Origin of the sequence: Endozoicomonas sp. ISHI1, from assembly GCF_024606225.1 — a bacterium.
Lineage (GTDB): Bacteria > Pseudomonadota > Gammaproteobacteria > Pseudomonadales > Endozoicomonadaceae > Endozoicomonas_A.
The window spans coordinates 399,462-419,317 of record NZ_JAGRPU010000001.1 but is presented as its reverse complement, the minus strand read 5'-3'; the positions used below and the strand labels follow the sequence as shown (position 1 = coordinate 419,317).

Below are 19,856 nucleotides of genomic sequence, written 5' to 3'. Positions count from 1 at the left end.
TGTGCGGTGATAAAAGGGGTGATGACGGGCGCCTTAGCATTGGTCTCGATTCTCGTTATGCCTCTTTGTGCAGTCGAATCTGCTCCGTCTCTTGAAAATCTCGATGCAGGCTTCCAACACCTGCAGTCGGTGCTCGGGCGTTATGAGCCCCTGCAGGCCAGACAGTTTCGTATCATTATTGATAAGGAGTATAAAAATAAACCCGTTGAAAATGAGCCGGAAACACTGACTATCGCAAAGGGTGATGTGCTGATTGGTAATCCTTATCGAATAGGCGATGCCATTGCCTTTGATACGATTGAAGCTATTCGTTGTACGGTCTACGAAATTTATAAGCATGATCAACGCAAAAAAAAGTTTCGTGAGCATCGTTATCTGGCGATTCGCTATGTATTGAGAATGAATGCCTATCATCAATGGTATTTTGAAAGCAGTGTTCTGTCCCACAGTGATCCTGCTGTTGTGGAATCTCACGCTCTCAAAGGCAGTGTGGACTGGCTGAAACATGGCTTCGAGCTGACAGGTTTCACCCCGGGTGTTGCTTATACAGCGGGGGCAAAACCTCTACCCGTTGCAGTCTACGCGCAACTGAAATTCATACGTGCCGGAGATGAGTTGTACATTGAGGATCGCTGGCAGGATTATAAAATGACCAAGGGCCCCAATGGTAAGTCACTGCCATTTCCGGATTTTAGTCAGCCCGTTGGGCGTCCTCAATCCTGGTATAGTCGGGAAGATTCTTATTATGAATAAGAGGTCGTTGTAGTATATTTCAATGCATTGTGAAACGAGAGGGCTTTCAAACCCTCCCGGGTCGGTTGATCAGATATCAATGACGTCAAAAGGTACCAGTGGATTGAGATCCTCTTCGTAATTAACGCCTTCAACGCCAAAGCCAAAGAGTTTCAGGAACTCTTCCTTGTATTCAACGTAATCGGTCAGTTCTGACAGGTTTTCATTGGTGAGCGTTGGCCAGAGTGCCTGACAATGTGACTGAATGTCGTCTCTCAGTTCCCAGTCGTCCAGACGCAGGCGATTGCTGTCGTCCACCATCGGAGCTTCGCCGTCTTTTCTGTAAAGGCGGTCACGGAACATTCGGTTGATCTGTTCGATACAACCTTCATGAACACCTTCTTCGCGCATCTTCTTGAAGACCATGGCGATATAGAGGGGCATTACAGGAATCGCAGAACTGGCCTGAGTAACGACGCTTTTCAGTACTGCGATGTTGGCAGAACCGCTCAGGCTCTTCATCTGCTTGTCGATGGCGTGGGCAGCACGATCCAGATCCTTTTTGGCCTCACCCAATGCACCTTCCCAATATATTGGCCAAGTAAGTTCGGTACCAATATAGCTATAGGCCACCGTTTTACAATCTTCTGCCAGGACACCGGCTTCTGACAGGGCTTTCATCCAGAGTTCCCAGTCCTCACCGCCCATCACTGTCACCGTTGCTGCCACTTCTTCTTCAGTTGCCGGCTCAACCAGGGCTTCAAACAGCTGATCCTTGTTGGTGTCGACGGCTGTCGCTCTGTAGGGCTGACCCATAGGTTTGAGCACAGAACGGATGACTTCACCGCTGTCTGGCAGTTTACGAACGGGAGAAGCCAGAGAATAAACAACCATGTCAATCTGGCCCAGGTCTTTTTTGATAAGTTCGATGGTTTTGGTTTTGGCTTCGTGGCTGAATGCATCACCATTCAGGCTTTTCGCATACAATCCTTCCCCATGAGCCAACTTTTCGAAAGCGGCGGAATTGTGCCAGCCTGCCGTGCCAGGCTTTTTGTCGGTTGCGGGCTTTTCGAAGAAAACACCGATGGTAGCTGAACCTGAGCCAAACGCCGCGGTAATACGAGATGCAAGGCCGTAACCACTGGAAGCACCAATGACCAGAACCCGCTTGGGACCCCCGGTCACTTCACCCTGAGCCTTGGTATAAGCGATCTGCTCTTTGACGTTCTGCTCGCACCCCAAGGGGTGGGTCGTTGTGCAGATAAATCCGCGAATCCTCGGCTTGATAATCATCTTTGGCTCCAGTTAATGATAAGAGTCGGCGGGACGAATAAGATTCGTTGCGCCATAACAGTCGAGTAAAGCTTATCCAAAACAGGCAGGGTGGAAAAGGCGCAGGCGGTGTAGATCAGTCAGTATATTGATACGAAATGTATCAAGAGCGCTCAAGATAGAAAAGTTTACCCCGGACGCTGCGCTTAAAGTTGCTTGGTGTCAGCTGAAAGTGCTTCTGAAACAGTCGGCTGAAATAGTCAGGGTCGGTGTATCCGGCCTGATAGGCTACTTCCCTGATGGAAAGGTCGGTCCTTTTCAGAAGATCTGAGGCCAGGGTCAGTCTCATTCGCTGAATATAAGTGGTTGGAGAGAAGCCTGTGGCTTCCTTGAATCTTCGGTGCAGTGTTCTTCGTGTCAAACCAGAAGCTTCTATCAGGTGGTTCATTTCAATATCTTCATAATAATGCTGCCTTATCCATTCCTGAAGCTGGATGATGATTTCATCGTTATGAGTGGTGGTGTGATCTTCAGCAAACAATATCTGATCCATAGGACGACGGATTTCATGGGAGAACTGCTGCTCGACCTTATGGGCAACCTGCTCTCCCATGCTCAGCTCAATCAGATGAATCATAAGGTCCGCAACCGAGTTGACACTTCCGGCGCAAAATATACGCCCTGAGCGGGTAATCAGGTGATGGGGTTTAAAATCAACCTCTGGATAGTGTCGCTTCAATCGTTCAAGAAAATACCAGTGAGTGGCTGCTGGCTGGTGATTCAATAAACCTGTTTCAGCCATAAATGTGACTCCGGTTCCTGCCACGCAGAAGGTAGCTCCCTGCTGATGCTGATTCTTCAGCCATTTCACCAGTGTTTTGGACTGCCATACTACTGGAAGGGGGTTTCGCCAGAGGCCGGGAATAATCACCAGGTCACCGGGGCCTGTTTGAGCAAAAGTCACTTCCGGTGTCAGAGGTATTCCACCCATAGTGATGATCGGGCTGAGTTGCTCAGCACAGAAACAGACTTCTACGTCGGAATAATGATGTTTCAGGCGGCTATAGGTCACACCTGCCTGGATTATTTCAAGCGGCAAACTGATGCTGGTGGACAGCATATGATCTACCAGAGGAATCAGAACTCTATTCAGTGAAAGCATTTTCTGTGTCAAAGAGCTGACCTGGAAATCTGATGATGTGACGTAATTATCAGGTTGGTTGGCATAAATGTACAGTTGTGTTTATGAATGTCCTATTAAACTACCGAGATATTCCTCATATAAATGGAGTTGTTACCGTGAGCAGATTACCGGTCATTGTCGCGCAGGGAGGCATCAGTCCGGCGGGACGAAGTTCAGGGTTTCATGGCTATCATCGTCTGGTATTTGATCAATTGGGTGCTCAACACAAGCAGCAGACGTTGACTGCTATCGCACAGCTCAGGGGCTTGGATAAAGACACTCCGACAGACACTATTCTTTCAGGTACCCTGATCAGGCAGCTCGAAACCAATCTGTTTGATAATAATGCTCTGTATTATCATCGGTCCCTTGAAGCCGCAGCAGGCTCGGAACTGATTCTGCCAAAGTCTGGGCTACCTGAACCATTACCGGAAAACTGGCAGGTAGATGAACTGGCCGATGGCCGAAATGTCAGAGTCCGTTTTTCCGGCCTGCAGTCCCTGATGTTGCCTTCGACAAAGGTAGGCACTGTTAATGCCGCAGGTCAGTTGCCCAGCGGATTTGATCCTGCTGTTCTTTATCAGTCCAGAAATCATCCCCGCTCACTGGCTATGACGGTTTTTGGGGCATCGGATGCCATGCGGTCCTCTGGTCTGGACTGGCTGCTCTTGAAAGAGAAATTGTCTCCCGAACAGATTGCTGTCTATTCAGGAAGTGCCATGAGCCAGCTCGACTATAACGGTTATGGCGGCATGCTCAAAGCCCGTTTGATGGGTAAGAGGGTGACTTCCAAGCAGTGCCCACTGGGCTTCGCTGAAATGTCCGCTGATTTTATTAACGCTTATATCCTGGGTTCACTGGGTAACACTGGCACCTCAATGGGAGCCTGTGCAACATTGCTTTATAACCTGCAGCTGGCGGTGAACGACATTCGTTCCGGTAAGCGCCGGGTAGTGATCGTTGGCAATAGTGAAGCGCCGCTTTTACCTGAAATCATGGATGGCTACAGCACCATGGGAGCTCTGGCTACGGACGATGCTTTGAGAAAGCTGGATGGTCTTGCCGAAGGTACCCCCCCTGACTGGCGTAATGCCTGTCGCCCTTTTGCAGAGAGTGCCGGTTTTACCATTGCGGAATCTTCCCAATACTTTATTTTGATGGATGATGAGCTGGTGCTTGACTCTGGTGCTGAAATTCTGGGCGCGGTGGCTGACGTTTTTGTGAACGCAGACGGCTATAAGAAGTCCATTTCATCTCCCGGCGCCGGAAACTACCTGACTGTTGCCAGAGCTGCTGCCCTGGGCAGGGCAATTTTGGGAGAAGACGCTATCAGACAGAGAAGTTTTGTTCAGGCTCATGGTACCGGCACCCCACAAAACCGGGTGACTGAATCCCATATTCTCAATGAAACGGCCCGCCATTTTGGTATGTATAACTGGCCCGTTACAGCCGTTAAGAGCTATCTGGGTCACTCTATTGGTGTGGCTGCTGGTGATCAGCTGATGTCAACACTGGGTGTCTGGCACCGGGGCATCATTCCCGGTATCCGAACGATTTCCGGTATTGCTGAAGACGTTCATCATTCACACCTCAACATCAGCATGGAACATAATGAGATGGGCCCATCACAGATGGCCATGTCGCTGATCAACGCCAAGGGTTTTGGGGGAAACAACGCTACGGCGCTGGTTCTGAGCCCTGATATAGCCCGAGATATGTTGAAAGCCAAACATGGCGAGCAGGCACTTTCATCCTGGCAGCATGGTTATGAAAGTACCTCCCATCGACAGGAAGAGTATGAGTCTGCGCAGCTTTCCGGTCAGCTAGAGCCTATTTATCAATTTGGTGAAGGGGTTCTCGGTGGAGACGATCTGGATTACAACGATCGACACATAAAAGTGCCCGGCTTTGGCCATGCGCTGAATCTGCAAGTGGATAATCCTTTCTGGTCTTTCTGATCCTCGATGATGTTGTCGGCTCCCGTTTGAGAAAACGTGGAGTTGATTTATGGTCTATTTTACGGGCATGCTCCTCGAAAGCTTTGCATCACTATCCGGGCTGATCACTAAGTTACGCATTCAGGCGGACTCAATCAGCCCACCGTGTCTCATTAAAGGGAGAAAGTCATAATGAGAGCCAGATTCAATCTGACCGGAATACTGAGTAGCGCTGTTGTGCTGACGGCCATGAGTGCCAATATGGTGACCGCGGATGAACAGGCAGGAAGAGTGGAAGTAGGCCATGCAAGCAGTACTCATTTAACCCTCTACCCAGACAAAGCTCTGGTTCGTCAACAGTTCAAAGTGCTTCCCGGACCGGAAGGGAAATTAGTCGTTGAGGGCATGGCCGATGACTGGGAAGATGATAGCCTGGAACTGGAATACATCGCAGACAAACAAGGTGTGGTTCCTGATAGCCTTATCTGGCACAGAGGGGGGTTGGATAGAGATCATCTTTACCATCGGCTGGTTGGCAAGTCGGTTGAACTCGTGGGGGGTGGGCTGAATGTTCCCGTACAGGGTGTCTTGCTCTCCTACGACAGTGGAATGGGGCTGGTTCAGGGCAGTAACGGTCGACAATACCTGGTTGACTGGAATGATCCTCAAGGCATCAGGCTGGCCTCACGCGAACAGGTGTTCCTGGAAAAAGACTATCAAACTCGTTTGATCGCACGCTTTCCGGATCTTGTCGGCACCGACCAGTTGCGTCTGTCTTACATTACACCTTCCATTCGCTATTCAAGCCACTATCGAATGACTCTGGATGACACTGGAAAAGCCCGTATTGAACTGACAGCTCTGTTAAACAACAACACAGAAACCGACTACAACAACGCAGATATCAAGCTGGTGGCCGGAGATATGGGACGGCCTAATGTAGGCTATGCCCGTAAGATGGTGCGGATGGATTCTGCCAATGCTTCGCCCGGTCAGGAAAGTCAGCGGGTGGGTGAGGTCATGGTGATCTCGTTACCGAAGGACCAAACGAAACTGACCCCGTTCTCCTGGCAGCAGATGACTCTCTACAAGGATGATCAAATAGCACTTGACCGCTACTATCAGCTGGATGTTAATGGTCGTTCATATTCAGGCAGAACTTCTGATCTGCAAAGACCCAGGTTGAATTATCGCTTTAAGGCTGAGCGTGATCTGCCTGCCGGTGAGGTGAGGATTCTTGAGTCTACCGGCGATGGCACTGTGATTATCAGCGGTAATGCCATGATCCCTCAGACCACCAAAGGCGATTATGCTCATCTTGCCATGGGTGAAGCCCTGACCGTAAGGGTTGAGAGAAAGCGCGTTGATAGTCAACAACGGGAGAAGGAGCTTATTAGTCGCTGGCAGACCGTTGTATTCAACGACAGTGATGAAGAGGTGACCCTGATGATGACAGATCGCGATCATTCTCTGATTAAGTTGGAGGACGTGAAAGGCGGTGCTCTGCAGCAGACTGATACCATCAAGGTTAAAGTTCCTGCTAAAAGCAACAAAACGCTTTCTTATACCTCGGTGTACTCCCGGTAATACCGGTAAAGATCAGAAGTCTGAATGCCAACAGAAATTCAGGCTTCTGGGAAGATAAAGAATTCAATTTACTATTGATCAAAAACTCATGCACAATTACCCATCTATTGTTGTTCTGACCGGTGCCGGTATTTCTGCCGAGTCGGGTATTCGTACTTTCAGGGCCAGTGATGGCCTTTGGGAAAATCATCCGGTTGAAGAGGTCGCCACGCCGGAAGGTTATAATCGCAATCCGGCTTTGGTGCAGGCTTTTTACAATGACAGACGTCAACAACTGACTGAAGTAGTTTGCAATGCTGCTCACAAGGCTTTGTCAGACTTCGAAAAATCCTATGATGGCGAGTTTCTGCTGGTCACCCAGAACGTTGACGATTTGCATTCCCGGGCGGGCAGTCAGAACCTGATTCATATGCATGGTGAGCTTTATAAAGCCAGTTGTCAGGATACAGAACAGGTTTTTGACTGGCATGATGATCTTACTACCGAAACACTCTGCCCATGTTGTCTTCAGGCAGGTAATCTGCGGCCTCACATTGTCTGGTTTGGCGAAATGCCTTTGCAGATGGATCGCATCTATAAAGCTCTATCGCAATGTGACCTTTTCGTTTCCATCGGAACTTCGGGTAATGTGTATCCTGCTGCCGGTTTTTTTGCAGAAGCTAAGGCCGCGGGCGCCGAGACCGTTGAGTTGAATCTTGAGCCCGGTTACCACGCCTCACGGTTTGATCGGAGTCTTACCGGGCCTGCCACTGAATTGGTTCCTGAATTCTTTAATGCATTGTTGGGATAGATATACGGCAATACTAGTCTATCTTTGCCATCGAAATCAGTCATTCAGTGATAATTACGGAGTCAAGCCAGTATTAAACTTCTTATAAATCTCTGTTCTGAGATCTCCTGCTGTAGCGCTAAGAGTGTGAAACGGGAGAAAAACGATTAAACGGTTCGGTTAATCAAATTATTGGATGGCTGACATGTTACGTTCCTTCTTAATTGGAGGAAGTGAAGCGTATTTTTTCGGCAGTTCAGGCCGTTGTTCCGAAGAGAGATTCTTTACTTTTGGCTCGTAATCCAGAGGGGGCAGAATCCCTGAGCGGCGAGGTTTATAATCTGGATGCAGTGGATTTGAGTTGGCGTCAGGGGCATTCCGGGATACATCAAGCGCTGTACAGCCAGAGATTGGCTCTTCCCTCAATTCACCAAAGATTATGCCACCTCTTCTACCACCGCGCCTTTCACCAGAAGCCGGAAAGGCAACAAAATTGAAGAGTTCAGGGTTGATACTGTTATACCTTGTAAACAGATGCTTCAGAACATCTTTAGTGAAGACGCTGCTGAGACAGCCTGAATATTCAAATTCGATCCTGGTAATAGATTTGTCCGATGTACGCTCCGATAATGACCGTTTGACGAAAAGAGACTGCCCATCGGCAGACCAGCTGAACGAGGCTTTTTCCAGAGACTCAGGAGGAAACCATACCATTGGAACAGCATCAAATCGGTAAGTAACCGAGGTACCTGGCAGGCCAACAGAGACAACAGAGGTAGTACCTTTGATTTCGGGCGGCTGAACAAGAATATTCAGCGATGATAAGTAGAAATTTTCCTTAGCTTCACCTTTAAATGACTTCACGTAGCTGATGTAACCTGCATTCCTGTAATAGGGAGTAGCATGGTAATCATGGTCAACGATCCACAGAAACTGAGGGAACAAACCTCCCGGTGTCAGTGCCATAACCGGTCGCACCATCGTCATAACAATCAGTACTGACAAAGCTTGTCGCACCGGGAACACCTGCTGACTTATTTGTAAGGAGCTGTAACTATAGACGCTAAAATGGCTCTGCAGACAATCTGGCTCGGAAAATGACACAGAGGTCAATAACGAGCCAAAGGCACTAGCGGTGGACCACCCCCTGCCGTCATTAATTCATCATGAAACTGACACCCTTGTAACATTACTCTGACTTATTTCTTTTCTAGGCTGTGCATACAAAAAAACAACCTACAAGAAACAGGAGCCCGTGTGAGAGTTCTGAGTGTGATACCTCTGATTGTTTTTACACTATTGCTAAGTGGCTGTGACGATGAAGCAGAGTCCAACAGTGGTGATAATAATACCAGTGAATACCACTGCCCGGTTGAGTAAATAGTAAAGGCAATCAGTTTATTATGAAAAATTCGTTGAGTCGTCGTCAGTTTTTAAAGGCGTCAGGTGTCGGATTAACTGGCGTGACAGCTTCAGGGTTGCTTCCACCTTCCATTGTGAAGGCTCTATCCATTCCGGCAAATAATGTCCACGGCAACATCAATGATGTGGAGCATGTGGTTATATTGATGCAGGAAAACCGGGCTTTTGACCACTATTTTGGGAAGTTGGCAGGGGTTCGTGGTTTTGCTGATCGCCATCCTGCTCCTACGGTGTATGGTGATGTCTGGAAGCAAAAATACGTGAAAGGGTGGAGTAACCGATTTATTTATCCCTATCATCTGGATGCGAAGCAAGGTAATGCACAGCGTGTGAATGGCACGCCACATACGTTCCCGGATGCCCAGGATGCCTGGGATATGGGACGCATGAGTGATTGGCCCACCCACAAAAAAGAGCAGTCTATGGGCTACTACACTGAGGCTGAATTACCTTTTCAGTTTGCCTTGGCTGATGCTTTTACTGTCTGTGATGAATACTATTGCTCATTTCATGGGGGAACCAACCCTAACCGGCTATTTCATTGGACGGGGACTAATCATCATGAACTGGACCCCAACCCACCCGCCATTTTTAATGATTATGATAGCCTTGGCTCGTCCGGTGAAGGCTACACATGGACAACCTATCCCGAGCGTTTGGAACAGGCAGGTGTTCGTTGGAGGATATATCAGAATTTACCTGATAATTTTACGGATAATCCTCTGGCCGGCTTTAGACAGTACCGGGAGGCCAATGAATTAAAAGGGAATCAATCCAATGGCAAGCCCTATCCAAAATGGACGGAAGATGATGACAACATCAGTCCTTTGCTGAAAGGCGTCGCCAATACGATGGATGACGGTGGTTTTCTGGAAAGTTTTAAAATGGATATTGAAAATAAGACTTTGCCACAAGTGTCATGGATTATAGCGCCAGCGACCTATTCTGAGCACCCCGGGCCTTCCTCGCCGGTACAGGGAGGCTGGTACACTCAGGAAGTCCTGGACGCATTAACCAGTGACCCGGAAACCTGGAGTAAAACAGTACTGATTATCAACTTTGATGAAAATGATGGTTTCTTTGACCATATGCCTCCACCTTGCCCGCCTGCTCTGAGTGAGGGAGCTTTTCAAGGCGAAAGTACTGTTGATACAACCGGGGAGTATCATACTGATAATCAGGCTTATGGTCCCGGTCCAAGGGTTCCGGCATTAATTGTTTCGCCATGGAGCCGGGGAGGCTGGGTTAACTCGCAGGTGTTCGATCATACCTCGGTATTACAGTTTCTGGAAAAGAGGTTTGGAGTGATCGAGGAGAATATCACACCCTTCCGTCGTGCAGTCTGTGGTGATTTATTATCTGCGTTTAATTTTGAAAACCCGAATGACGAGCCATTGCCACTGCTGCCGGAAATGACTAAAAGTAAAGCTGATAGGATAAGATTTTTTCAGCAACTAAAGCCGCAGATTAATCCACCGGCTGAAGCGGACCAGCTACCGCCCGTCGCAAATGCAGGTATCCGACCTTCCCGAGCTCTTCCTTATGAGTTGCACGTCAATGCGTTAGTGGATATTGACCAGTTCTCTGTTGTACTGACTATGACAAACAGCGGTCAGCAGGGCGCGGTGATCCATGTCTACGATCAACTGAATCTGGAAGAGATACCTAAGCGTTTTGTGGTTGGAGCCGGGGATACCTTACGGGTAACATGGTCAGCATCGCTCGACAATAAATATGACTTGTGGGTTCTCTCTGCTAATGGTTTTCATCGTCAGTTTAAAGGAACCTGCGAGCAGGAGCACAACCAGGAAGTCTCTGTATGTTATGGAGTCAACCAGGAAACGCCTTCGGTTCTGGTCAAGCTGGAAAACCATAGTAATACGCAGAAGCAGGTGACTGTAGACTTTTCAGCCTACGAGCCAGGTAACCAGAAAACTGTAACTCTGGAAGCCGGTGGCAAAGCGTCTGTAGAACAGTTTATCAAGCCCGCATCCAATTGGTATGAGCTGGAAGTAAGCGTTGAAGCGAGTGATACGTTCAGGCGTTATTGTGGCCGGGTTGAAAACGGTACTCATGGCGTTTCAGATCCTTTGATGGGGTGATAAAACTCATTGAGAGTTCAGAGGTTACCTCGGGGTAACCTTTGTTTTTGTGCGCCGAGTATTGCGCGTAGCGCCAACTGGCGCTGTTCCAGTACGTATGGTTTGAGGCTGGATGACTTGGTGGTGAAAGTCATCCAGCCCGGTTAGGGGAATGAATGATTAGCCGAACGGCAGGGGTGTCCATCGTGAGGTGGAATCTGAAGAAAGCTGTAGGCAAAGCACTGACCTGACGTACAGAAATCGCATAGGAGGCGGTCGCAGTAAGTAAAAGGCAAATATCTTCAAAGCCCAATACTTGCACGGAAACTGCGGACGTATATGCGGCGGGTATAGGTAGGAAGGTAATGCGCATTACCTCGGGAGGTCTGTCATCCTGCCTCAGGCTACCAGTGTCGTGAGGCATTGGTGTGGGGCAGCAGAAGCCGTAGTAGGTTTGTTAGCGCAAGCTGAAGGACTGAACAGGTTGAATGGATTGGGAGCCGAACTCTAGATGACGACAGGAGCAGCAGTAAAGTCTGTTGAGGTGCAGACACACTGTGCAAAGGGGTACGGACGGTATCCGTGTGAGTATGCAGCAGAGGCGGCAAACGTCACGGCGGGCACGGAGAACTTCCATGAGGAGTCGTTAGATCTACCAACGGCGGTATTAGACCGATCAAACATGAAACGGGCTTTCGATCGGGTGCTGCGCAGCAAAGGCGCTTCGGGAGTGAACGAATGACGGTAACGGAATTGAAAAGCTACCTGAAATTACATTGGCCCGAACACAGGGAAGCCAAAGTTAATGGCAGCCATTGCCTCAGCCTATGCGCAAGGTAGAAATACCTAAATCAGATTGAGGGAAGCGGCAACTGGGTATTCCGACAGTGCTGGACAGATTGGTACAATGAGCCTTACACCAATAGTTAAGTCCCAGCTTTGAAAACACATTCTCGAACAACAGCTACGGGTTTAGGCCGGGATGAAAAGCGGGGCAGGCACTACAAGCTCGGGGCTATGCGGAGACGGGCTACCGCTGAGTAGTAGAACTTGACCTTGAGAAATTCTTTGACCGTGTAAACCATGACATCCATTGCGTCTATTATCTCTATTACAGGAGCCTGTTTGCTTGCCTGCTATTGGGATTGCGGAATATCGCTATAGGCTGCAGCCTTTGAATGGCACATAGTTCCACGTTATCTCGACTCTCAGAGAATCCTCAAGTGGATAGGTCAAATCTGCATCCAGAAAAATATCGTTTTGCGAAGGCACTCAGGCCCTTTTCCTTCTCTGTTGCACTGATCACCTGTGGATTAGGGATCGCTGTGGCTTTTTCAATGGGGGAGGGCGATATTGCCAGAGCTGTGGCCGTAATGATGGCTGGTATTTTATTGCAGGCAGCCAGTAACTTGGCTAATGACCATGCTGACTTGCATTTTTGGAATGGCAGAGCAGGTCTACTGGCAGAGCAGGCGATTCAGCAAATTCGCAGGAACTTTGCTATTGCCGGCCTTTTTGTCCTGTTAGCGACTGCTATCGGACTCTGGCTTGTGTGGATGACGGGATGGCCTCTGTTTCTGCTGGGGCTGTTTGGTGTGATCACCGGGTATTTTTATACAGGAGAACCTATTGTCTACAAGCACCGCGGCTGGGGCGTTCCAGCTGTTTTTCTTTTGACTGGGGTGCTTATGGTGAGTGGTTCATACTACGCGGTTTCTGGTATCTGGAGTAACGAGCTGATTTGGGTGTCTATACCTGTGAGTCTTTTAACGGCTGCCCTGCTGGTGTCTAACGAAATCCGTGATTATCTGGATGATCAGTCTTCCAGCATTCGTACCCTGACTGTCAGGATGGGGTTTGATGCGAGTAGGATACTGTATATTTCATTGTTGCTGATGGTATACCCGATCAGCTATTACCTCTACTTGAATAACTTGATTATGAATCCTGTTTACCTGATATTTTCGTTATTAGTCATCTGGCAACCTATTAAATTATTAAAATGTTCTCCTGACGACTATCACTTAACGAATTTACCACCTACTACGGGTCGTTTTTTTCTAGTGTTCGGAATCTGTTTCATATTCAGCGTGTTGTGATTTTACTTGAAATCAACTATGCAGAAATAGCTCTTTGTTGGAATGAGATCAGCGAACTTAATATCACACCTGTTGATAGCAATATAGACGACTTTCTTCTTTTTATTGTCAGTTTTGTGAAAGTAAAAAGTCAAAAATTTGCAAGTTATTTTAAGGCGCTATGTTTTTATGAAAAAAAGCCAAATTTCATAATCTGGCTTTTTTAAAGAGCGTTTATAACTTGAATCCATCATTAGTCGCTGCTTTGCCAGACTTTCTTATCTTTCTTGCGCAGATCAAAGGCTTCTGGTTCAAACAGAGTGGATGGCTCATCCGGCAGCATGTCAGGAGCCTTCTTATTATGCTGAATCAATTTCAATTTGGTGTAACGATCTTTGGTTGCTTTAGCCAGCGTTTCAGAGTTTCTCATAATGGTAGGTCTGATAAATAGCATAAGATTTCGCTTCTGGTTTTTGTCTTGTTCGAAGCGGAACAGGTTTCCGATGATGGGGATATCACCCAGCAACGGGACTTTCTTCTTGGTCTGACTCTTGATATTTTCAATCAGACCACCGATGACAATGGTCTGACCATCATCGACCAGAACCGTAGTTTTCAAGGTTCTGTTGTTGAAAATCAAGTCGTCGTTTTTTAACAGGGATTCTGAAGTACGAGTGTCCAGGGAAGAAACCTCCTGCTCTAGCTCAAGTCTGATACCGTTGCCTTCACTAAGATGAGGGGTGATTTTGAGCTTGATTCCAACATCCTTACGATCGGTTGTGGTGAACGGGTTGTTACTGCTACCACCGGCTGAGGTTTGATAAGAGCCAGTCTTGATAGGGATATTCTGACCCACGAGAAATTCAGCTTCCTGATTGTCTAGAGTGAGCATGCTGGGCGTCGAGAGAATGTCGTTGTTAGACTTAGAGCTCAAGGCCGAGACCAACACACCAAAGTTATCAGCTCTTAGAGCCAGGGAGCCCAGGGTTATTGCTGAGTTATCAAGAATGTGGCCGGTTATGCTACTTTTGCTTGTGCTGCTGGCAACGGTTTCGCTCGATTTACCAGCAGGGCTGGTCGTGGAGGTGCCTCGAACGGTCTCCTTGCCGTCAATACCCCACTGGACACCCAGAGCATCATCAATACCGCCAGAGACCTCTACGATAACGGCTTCCAAAAGTACCTGAGATCTTGGTACGTCAAGCTGGCGCACGATATGCTCCATCTCTGCCAGAGTGTCTGGGTCAGCAATCATGATAAGAGCATTCTGGCTTTCATCAGCTTTAACAAAAACATTCGGCGCTGCTCTGGAACCTTTGCTTTTTCCGGAAAGCTGACCTTTGGTCTGGACTCTGGGAACAGAGGGCTGCTGAGGAATAGACTGCTGTCCTGAAATCGAAGACTTGGATTTCTTTTCCTGACTCTCCTGAATCGTGGTGGATGCTTCTGCCAGAATTTCTGAAATATTCTTGGCATCTCCGTAACTTAGGAAGATTACCTTGGTGGTGGACTTTCGAATGCCTTCCTTGTCCAACGTTTCTACCAGTTTTCTGACTCTCTGGCGCTTACTGGAGTTGCCTTTGATGACCAGGCGGTTGCTGCGCTCATCAGCAATGACCTGCAGTCCGCTGGGCATTTGTCCCTTAGCAGCGATCAGAGTGTCCTGAATGATTTTGGAAACATCACCCACCCAGGCATGCTTTAGCTGAAGCACTTCGTAGTCATTATTGCCTGTCTGATCCAGTTCTTTCACCAGTTTGGTGATACGTTCAACGTTGTCTGCAAGGTCACTAACGATGACAGCATTACTGGATGCTGAAGCGGCTGCGTGCCCGTACTGGGCAATTAGAGGACGAATAATGGGAATAAGTTCGATGGCTGATACGCTGTGGAGCTCTAAGACCCGTGTGGTCATGACGGCATTTCGAGGCTTCTGCTTCCCACTCGGTGAGCTGGTTTTTGCTGTGGTACTGGGCACTACGTTGATGATATTGCCCTTGGGTATCACGGCATAGCCGTTGGCTGAAAGTACTTCGAGGAAAACGTCGTAAACTTCATCACCACTAAGTGGCTTGGATGAGATGACTGTAACCGTGTTACCGCCCTTGATTCTTGGGTCTATGACAAAGGTCTCACCGGTGATCTTGGCAATCTGGCCAATGAATTCACGAATATCAGCATTCTGATGATTCAGAGTCCACTTCTTGCCCCTGGCTGTTTCAGCCTTCAGGGCTTCTGTAGTTTTTTTTTCCACCGGATTGGCTGCAGTGTATTCAGCAGTAGGGGCTGCTGATACGCTGCTCTGAAGACTTACGGCAAGTAATGCAGCAAGCAGAGGTTTGAAGGCCATGGATACAAATGGACAGTCTTTAGTTTTCATCACTTAACCACATGAAAAAGTTTTAATTCTTGTATCAAATCCCTTGATTAGCCTGCTGAAGTTTGTCTCTTAACTCCTGCATGCGCTGTTCAAGTGATTTTCCATCCGGCTCCTGAGAAAAGCCGGGGCGTTCTGCATTCTTATCCGTAGAGCCTGCGGAGCTTTTGTATTCCTGTAAAGCCCTGTCATCTTTACCTGCATCCGGAAAATAAAGGGTTTCAAGCTGGCCATTGCGACTTAAAACCACGTGCTCTGAATGCACTTCCCTCAGTATGGCGCCACCGGGCAGGGTTTCCCCAATGCTATAGAGCTTGTCCTGATTGCTGCCCTGGATAATAGCACTTGAATACTCATTCTTCCGGTCACGCTCTCCAAGGGTACCCCTGAGTAGCAAATTCAACTTTGTTTTAGGAATATCGGCGGACCGCTTGGCGACTTCAGGTTGATGATTTGCACCAAAGAGTAATTCAAAATCTCTGGTAGTAAGAAGTTTTTCAGCAGGCTGATCCTGGTACAATCGTTCAGAATCATCAAAAGCTTCTTCTGTAGCCAGTGATTTATAAAAGAAAAATGACTCAATGCCCAATGAAACAATCATGCTGATTGTCAGAAGAGCGGTCAGTGCTATGCGGTTTTTTCGATGGCCCCATTTTAAATAGGTGGCCATGACCTCTGAATTCATACTGTTCTCTGTTTAATGTTCACTTGATTAACGAAAGCGTACTGGGTCATGGACTATTCTTAAACTAAATAAAGCATAAGAGTGCTGTTTTTAAAAGCTCATGCTTTGACTAAAAAATAGTTTCCAATTAATCGTACATAATCAGGGATATCTGTTGGATCAAAAAAATTGGGCTTTGCTTGAATCATTTTTAAAATTCAGTTGTAAAATTCGGATATTGGATCACACTTGCTGTGACGTGCTTGAAGAATAATTCAATTTCCAGAGTTCAGAGCAAAAAATATCGGATTGTTTGTGGTGATTGTTTCTGGTTGTCCTCCATCAACCCTTATAGAAGTTCTGGAATTATTAATTATCCAAGGAGTTAGCCTTGACTGACACAGCCAGCCTTCCAGAAAATCCGGAATCCCAAAATCAGGGACTTATATTGCAGCGTCTGCCATTTACTTTTGCCAAACGGCATGGGGTCGTTCTGGTCTGGGAGCAGGAACAGCCAGTACTTTATTTCCGCTCAGTGCCTTCTGCCGATATTTTCTCTGAGGTTACCCGAATTACCTGCCAGTATCCCGTTTATCGCAAGGTGGGAACAGACAAACTCTCTGAAGTCTTGTCTGAGTGCTATCACAACGACAGCTCCGAAGCCCTTCAAAATGCTGCCGGCATCAGTGATGATCTGGATCTGAGCAGTCTGGCTGAAGCAGTGCCAGTAACAGAAGATCTGCTGGAGCAGAGTGATGATGCCCCCGTGATTCGCCTGATCAACGCTCTATTGACGGAAGCGATCAAGGAAGGTGCATCGGATGTCCATATCGAAACCTTCGAAAGTAATCTGGTCGTCAGGGTGCGTGTCGATGGTGTTCTGAGAGAGATTCTCAGTCTTCAGCGAACACTGGCCGCACTTCTGGTTTCGAGAATCAAGGTTATGGCTCGTCTGGATATTGCTGAAAAACGCATTCCCCAGGATGGCCGTATATCCCTCAGAGTTGCAGGTAAAGAAGTGGATGTCAGGGTCTCCACACTACCTTCCAGTAATGGCGAGCGAGTGGTACTGCGGCTTCTTGACAAGGCAGCAGGTCGTCTTGAGTTGAAGCATCTGGGCATGGACATTCAGGATCTCAAATACGTTTCCAGCCTGCTAGCCAAACCCTATGGAATTATTCTGGTCACCGGGCCTACCGGTTCTGGTAAAACCACATCCCTCTACGGCTGCCTGACCTCATTGAATGATAAATGTCGAAACATTCTTACCGTAGAAGATCCCATCGAATACAACCTCGAAGGTATTGGTCAGACTCAGGTGAATACCAAGGTCGATATGACTTTTGCGAGGGGATTGAGAGCGATTCTGCGTCAGGACCCGGATGTGGTCATGGTAGGGGAAATACGCGATACCGAAACAGCTGAAATTGCAGTGCAGGCAAGTTTAACTGGTCACCTCGTTTTATCAACACTTCATACCAATACTGCCATTGGTGCATTGACCCGTTTGCAGGATATGGGAATTGAACCTTTTCTACTCTCCTCCAGCTTGCTGGGTGTGATGGCTCAGCGTCTGGTCAGAGTCCTCTGTGATCAATGTAAACAGTCCTACCAACCTGATGAAGCTGAATGTCGGGAGTTAGGGGTTGATATGGTCAATGCTCCTGAGCTATACCACGCAATAGGCTGTAAAGAGTGCAACCATACTGGATACCGAGGGCGGACTGGTATCTATGAAGTGGTCATGGTCGACGAGCGGGTCAGAAGAATGGTTCATGCAGGAGAAGGAGAACAGTCAATTGCTGACTATGTCAGAAAGAGCTCTCCGAGCATAAGGGAAGATGGCGCCAAGAAGGTATTGGCTGGTCTGACAACACTGGAAGAAGTGCTCAGAGTGACCCAGAAAGATTAATCCGTATCGGAGGCGGATCACCGCACGACATGGCTGCATATGAATACATCGCCCTCGATAAGCAGGGCAAACAGCTTAAGGGCACACTGGAAGCCGACAGTAACCGGCATGTCCGGCAAATGCTTCGTGATAAGGAGTTGACGCCCTTATCGGTCAATCAGGTTTCAGAGCAGAAACAGAATGCCTCTGGTGGTTTGTCAGTACTCTTTCAACGTGGTGTTTCTGCTGTTGAGCTAGCCACTCTGACTCGTCAGTTAGCTACTCTCATTCAAGCTGCCATGCCGGTGGAGGAAGCGCTATATGGTGTCGCTTCCCAGCAGGAAAAGCGCAGGCTTAAAAATATGCTGTTGGCGATTCGTTCCAGAGTACTTGAAGGTTTCACGCTGGCCCAGAGTCTTGAAGATTTTTCACATATTTTCCCCCAGATGTTCCGAGCTACGGTGGCGGCCGGAGAGCATGCAGGTTATCTGGATAAGGTGCTGAACCGGCTGGCGGACTACACCGAAGCCAGAATGAAATCGACCCAGAAAATTCAACAGGCGCTGTTGTATCCCATCATATTGCTAATGGCGGCCCTTGGGATAGTCAGTTTTCTGCTGGGTTATGTGGTGCCGGATGTTGTAAAGGTGTTTGTCGATACGGGTCAGGACTTACCTGGCATCACGGTTGTACTGATCGCTGCCAGCGAAGGATTCCAGACCTACTGGCCTTTCATCTTCAGTATTATTTTCTTTGGGATTGTAGCCTTCAGGCAGGCGCTGAAGAAGCCGACCGTTCGGATGTCATGGGATCGTTTCTTTTTACGCTTACCGGTTCTTGGCCGCTTTAGTAAAACATTAAGTGCTGCAAGATTTGCCAGTACCCTGAGCATTCTCACACGCAGTGGTGTTTCGCTGGTGGAAGCCCTGATGATCGCTGCACAGGTTATTGATAATCAGGCCATTTGTGATGCGGTGAAAGATGTAGCTCGCAGGGTCAGTGAAGGGTCCAGCCTGAACCGGGCCTTGGCGGAAACCGGTTATTTTCCACCTCTGATGCTACACATGATCGGCAGTGGTGAATCTACAGGTGAGTTGGACGAAATGCTGGACAGAACGGCTCAGAACCAGCAGATGGAACTGGATGGAAGAATCTCTCTCCTACTTGGACTTTTTGAGCCCTTAATGCTTGTAGTCATGGGTGGTGTCGTCATGGTGATTGTTTTAGCCATACTGCTGCCCATCCTGAACATGAACCAGCTTCTGAACTGAACTGTACGCCGTGTGCATGGCTTTTTAAGCCAATGTACGTGCGGTTAGACACAGGACGTACACGACAGAATCTTCCGGTTATCCGGCAGGTTTTTCTGGAAATGGCGGCAGAAATCCCGTTTCCTCGGTACGGAATCCATTGATGAGGTCGTGAAAATGATGACAAGACAGGTACAAAGAGGTTTTACCCTTATAGAGATCATGGTGGTTGTCGTGATCTTGGGCATACTGGCTGCCATGGTGGCGCCGAAGATTCTCAGTCGACCTGATCAGGCCAAGGTTACCGTGGCCCGGTCCGATATTGAAACGATCTCTCAGGCACTGGAATTGTATAGACTGGACAACGGTTTTTACCCTTCAACGGATCAGGGACTGGATGCCTTGGTCAAGAAACCGACCATTGCTCCCGAGCCCAGAAACTGGAACCCGGAAGGTTATCTGAAAAAGGCTCCGGTTGATCCCTGGGGGAATGCTTTCATTTATCTGCAGCCCGGGAATCATGGTAAGTACGATCTTTACTCTCAGGGGGCTGACGGCCGTGAAGGTGGTGAAGGTCTTAATGCAGATATTACCAACTGGGAAGAGTCTTGAG

Annotated in this window: 15 protein-coding genes; 10 read left to right on the top strand and 5 right to left on the bottom strand. The window is 48.1% G+C overall.

What is annotated here, in order from left to right:
- The first annotated feature begins 21 nt into the window (after nucleotides 1-21).
- Nucleotides 22-753 (top strand): hypothetical protein, encoded by a 732-nt coding sequence (locus tag KBW69_RS01525; RefSeq protein ID WP_257279661.1) that lies wholly within the window; start codon nucleotides 22-24, stop codon nucleotides 751-753.
- A gap of 69 nt (nucleotides 754-822) precedes the next feature.
- Here the strand turns inward: KBW69_RS01525 and fabV are convergent, their stop codons facing one another.
- Nucleotides 823-2,025: an enoyl-ACP reductase FabV gene (fabV, locus tag KBW69_RS01520; RefSeq protein WP_257279660.1), complete on the bottom strand. Its 1,203-nt coding sequence runs from the start codon at nucleotides 2,023-2,025 to the stop codon at nucleotides 823-825.
- A 142-nt stretch (nucleotides 2,026-2,167) separates the two neighbouring features.
- A complete protein-coding gene (locus tag KBW69_RS01515) occupies nucleotides 2,168-3,178 on the bottom strand; it encodes a GlxA family transcriptional regulator (RefSeq protein WP_257279659.1) in 1,011 nt (336 codons plus the stop codon).
- A gap of 125 nt (nucleotides 3,179-3,303) precedes the next feature.
- Here KBW69_RS01515 and KBW69_RS01510 point away from each other — a divergent pair, with 125 nt between their 5' ends.
- From KBW69_RS01510 to cobB, 3 genes are all read left to right on the top strand, one after another.
- Nucleotides 3,304-5,145: a beta-ketoacyl synthase gene (locus KBW69_RS01510; protein ID WP_257274157.1), complete on the top strand. Its 1,842-nt coding sequence runs from the start codon at nucleotides 3,304-3,306 to the stop codon at nucleotides 5,143-5,145.
- 171 nt (nucleotides 5,146-5,316) lie between these two features.
- The gene (locus tag KBW69_RS01505; protein WP_257274156.1) at nucleotides 5,317-6,711 is read left to right on the top strand and encodes a DUF4139 domain-containing protein; all 1,395 of its coding nucleotides are present in this window, start codon (nucleotides 5,317-5,319) and stop codon (nucleotides 6,709-6,711) included.
- Between the two features lie 88 nt (nucleotides 6,712-6,799).
- Complete coding sequence (gene cobB, locus KBW69_RS01500) at nucleotides 6,800-7,501, top strand: Sir2 family NAD+-dependent deacetylase (protein WP_257274155.1); 702 nt, start codon at nucleotides 6,800-6,802, stop codon at nucleotides 7,499-7,501.
- Between the two features lie 168 nt (nucleotides 7,502-7,669).
- On the opposite strand, the gene KBW69_RS01495 is transcribed toward cobB, so the two are convergent.
- The gene (locus KBW69_RS01495; protein ID WP_257279658.1) at nucleotides 7,670-8,497 is read right to left on the bottom strand and encodes a hypothetical protein; all 828 of its coding nucleotides are present in this window, start codon (nucleotides 8,495-8,497) and stop codon (nucleotides 7,670-7,672) included.
- A 240-nt stretch (nucleotides 8,498-8,737) separates the two neighbouring features.
- Between KBW69_RS01495 and KBW69_RS01490 the strand changes: the two genes are divergently transcribed.
- The 3 genes from KBW69_RS01490 (at nucleotide 8,738) to KBW69_RS01480 (ending at nucleotide 13,082) form a co-directional block, all read left to right on the top strand.
- The gene (locus tag KBW69_RS01490) at nucleotides 8,738-8,860 is read left to right on the top strand and encodes a hypothetical protein (protein ID WP_257279657.1); all 123 of its coding nucleotides are present in this window, start codon (nucleotides 8,738-8,740) and stop codon (nucleotides 8,858-8,860) included.
- A gap of 23 nt (nucleotides 8,861-8,883) precedes the next feature.
- Nucleotides 8,884-11,004 (top strand): phosphocholine-specific phospholipase C, encoded by a 2,121-nt coding sequence (locus tag KBW69_RS01485; protein WP_257279656.1) that lies wholly within the window; start codon nucleotides 8,884-8,886, stop codon nucleotides 11,002-11,004.
- A gap of 1,202 nt (nucleotides 11,005-12,206) precedes the next feature.
- A complete protein-coding gene (locus KBW69_RS01480; protein WP_257279655.1) occupies nucleotides 12,207-13,082 on the top strand; it encodes a prenyltransferase in 876 nt (291 codons plus the stop codon).
- Nucleotides 13,083-13,314: 232 nt separating this feature from the next.
- Here KBW69_RS01480 and gspD read toward each other — a convergent pair whose 3' ends face one another.
- Together gspD and KBW69_RS01470 are read right to left on the bottom strand one after the other, a co-directional pair.
- Nucleotides 13,315-15,441 (bottom strand): type II secretion system secretin GspD, encoded by a 2,127-nt coding sequence (gene gspD / locus KBW69_RS01475; RefSeq protein ID WP_257279654.1) that lies wholly within the window; start codon nucleotides 15,439-15,441, stop codon nucleotides 13,315-13,317.
- A 34-nt stretch (nucleotides 15,442-15,475) separates the two neighbouring features.
- Nucleotides 15,476-16,123: a type II secretion system protein N gene (locus tag KBW69_RS01470; protein ID WP_257279653.1), complete on the bottom strand. Its 648-nt coding sequence runs from the start codon at nucleotides 16,121-16,123 to the stop codon at nucleotides 15,476-15,478.
- A 370-nt stretch (nucleotides 16,124-16,493) separates the two neighbouring features.
- On the opposite strand from KBW69_RS01470, the gene gspE reads away from it, so the two are divergent.
- The 3 genes from gspE to gspG all read left to right on the top strand — a co-directional run bounded on the left by gspE (nucleotide 16,494) and on the right by gspG (nucleotide 19,855).
- A complete protein-coding gene (gene gspE / locus KBW69_RS01465; protein ID WP_257279652.1) occupies nucleotides 16,494-18,014 on the top strand; it encodes a type II secretion system ATPase GspE in 1,521 nt (506 codons plus the stop codon).
- Between the two features lie 29 nt (nucleotides 18,015-18,043).
- Nucleotides 18,044-19,264, top strand: a complete 1,221-nt coding sequence (gene gspF / locus KBW69_RS01460) for a type II secretion system inner membrane protein GspF (protein ID WP_257279651.1) — start codon at nucleotides 18,044-18,046, stop codon at nucleotides 19,262-19,264.
- A 156-nt stretch (nucleotides 19,265-19,420) separates the two neighbouring features.
- Nucleotides 19,421-19,855: a type II secretion system major pseudopilin GspG gene (gene gspG, locus KBW69_RS01455; RefSeq protein WP_306674461.1), complete on the top strand. Its 435-nt coding sequence runs from the start codon at nucleotides 19,421-19,423 to the stop codon at nucleotides 19,853-19,855.
- The last annotated feature ends 1 nt before the right edge of the window (nucleotide 19,856 follow it).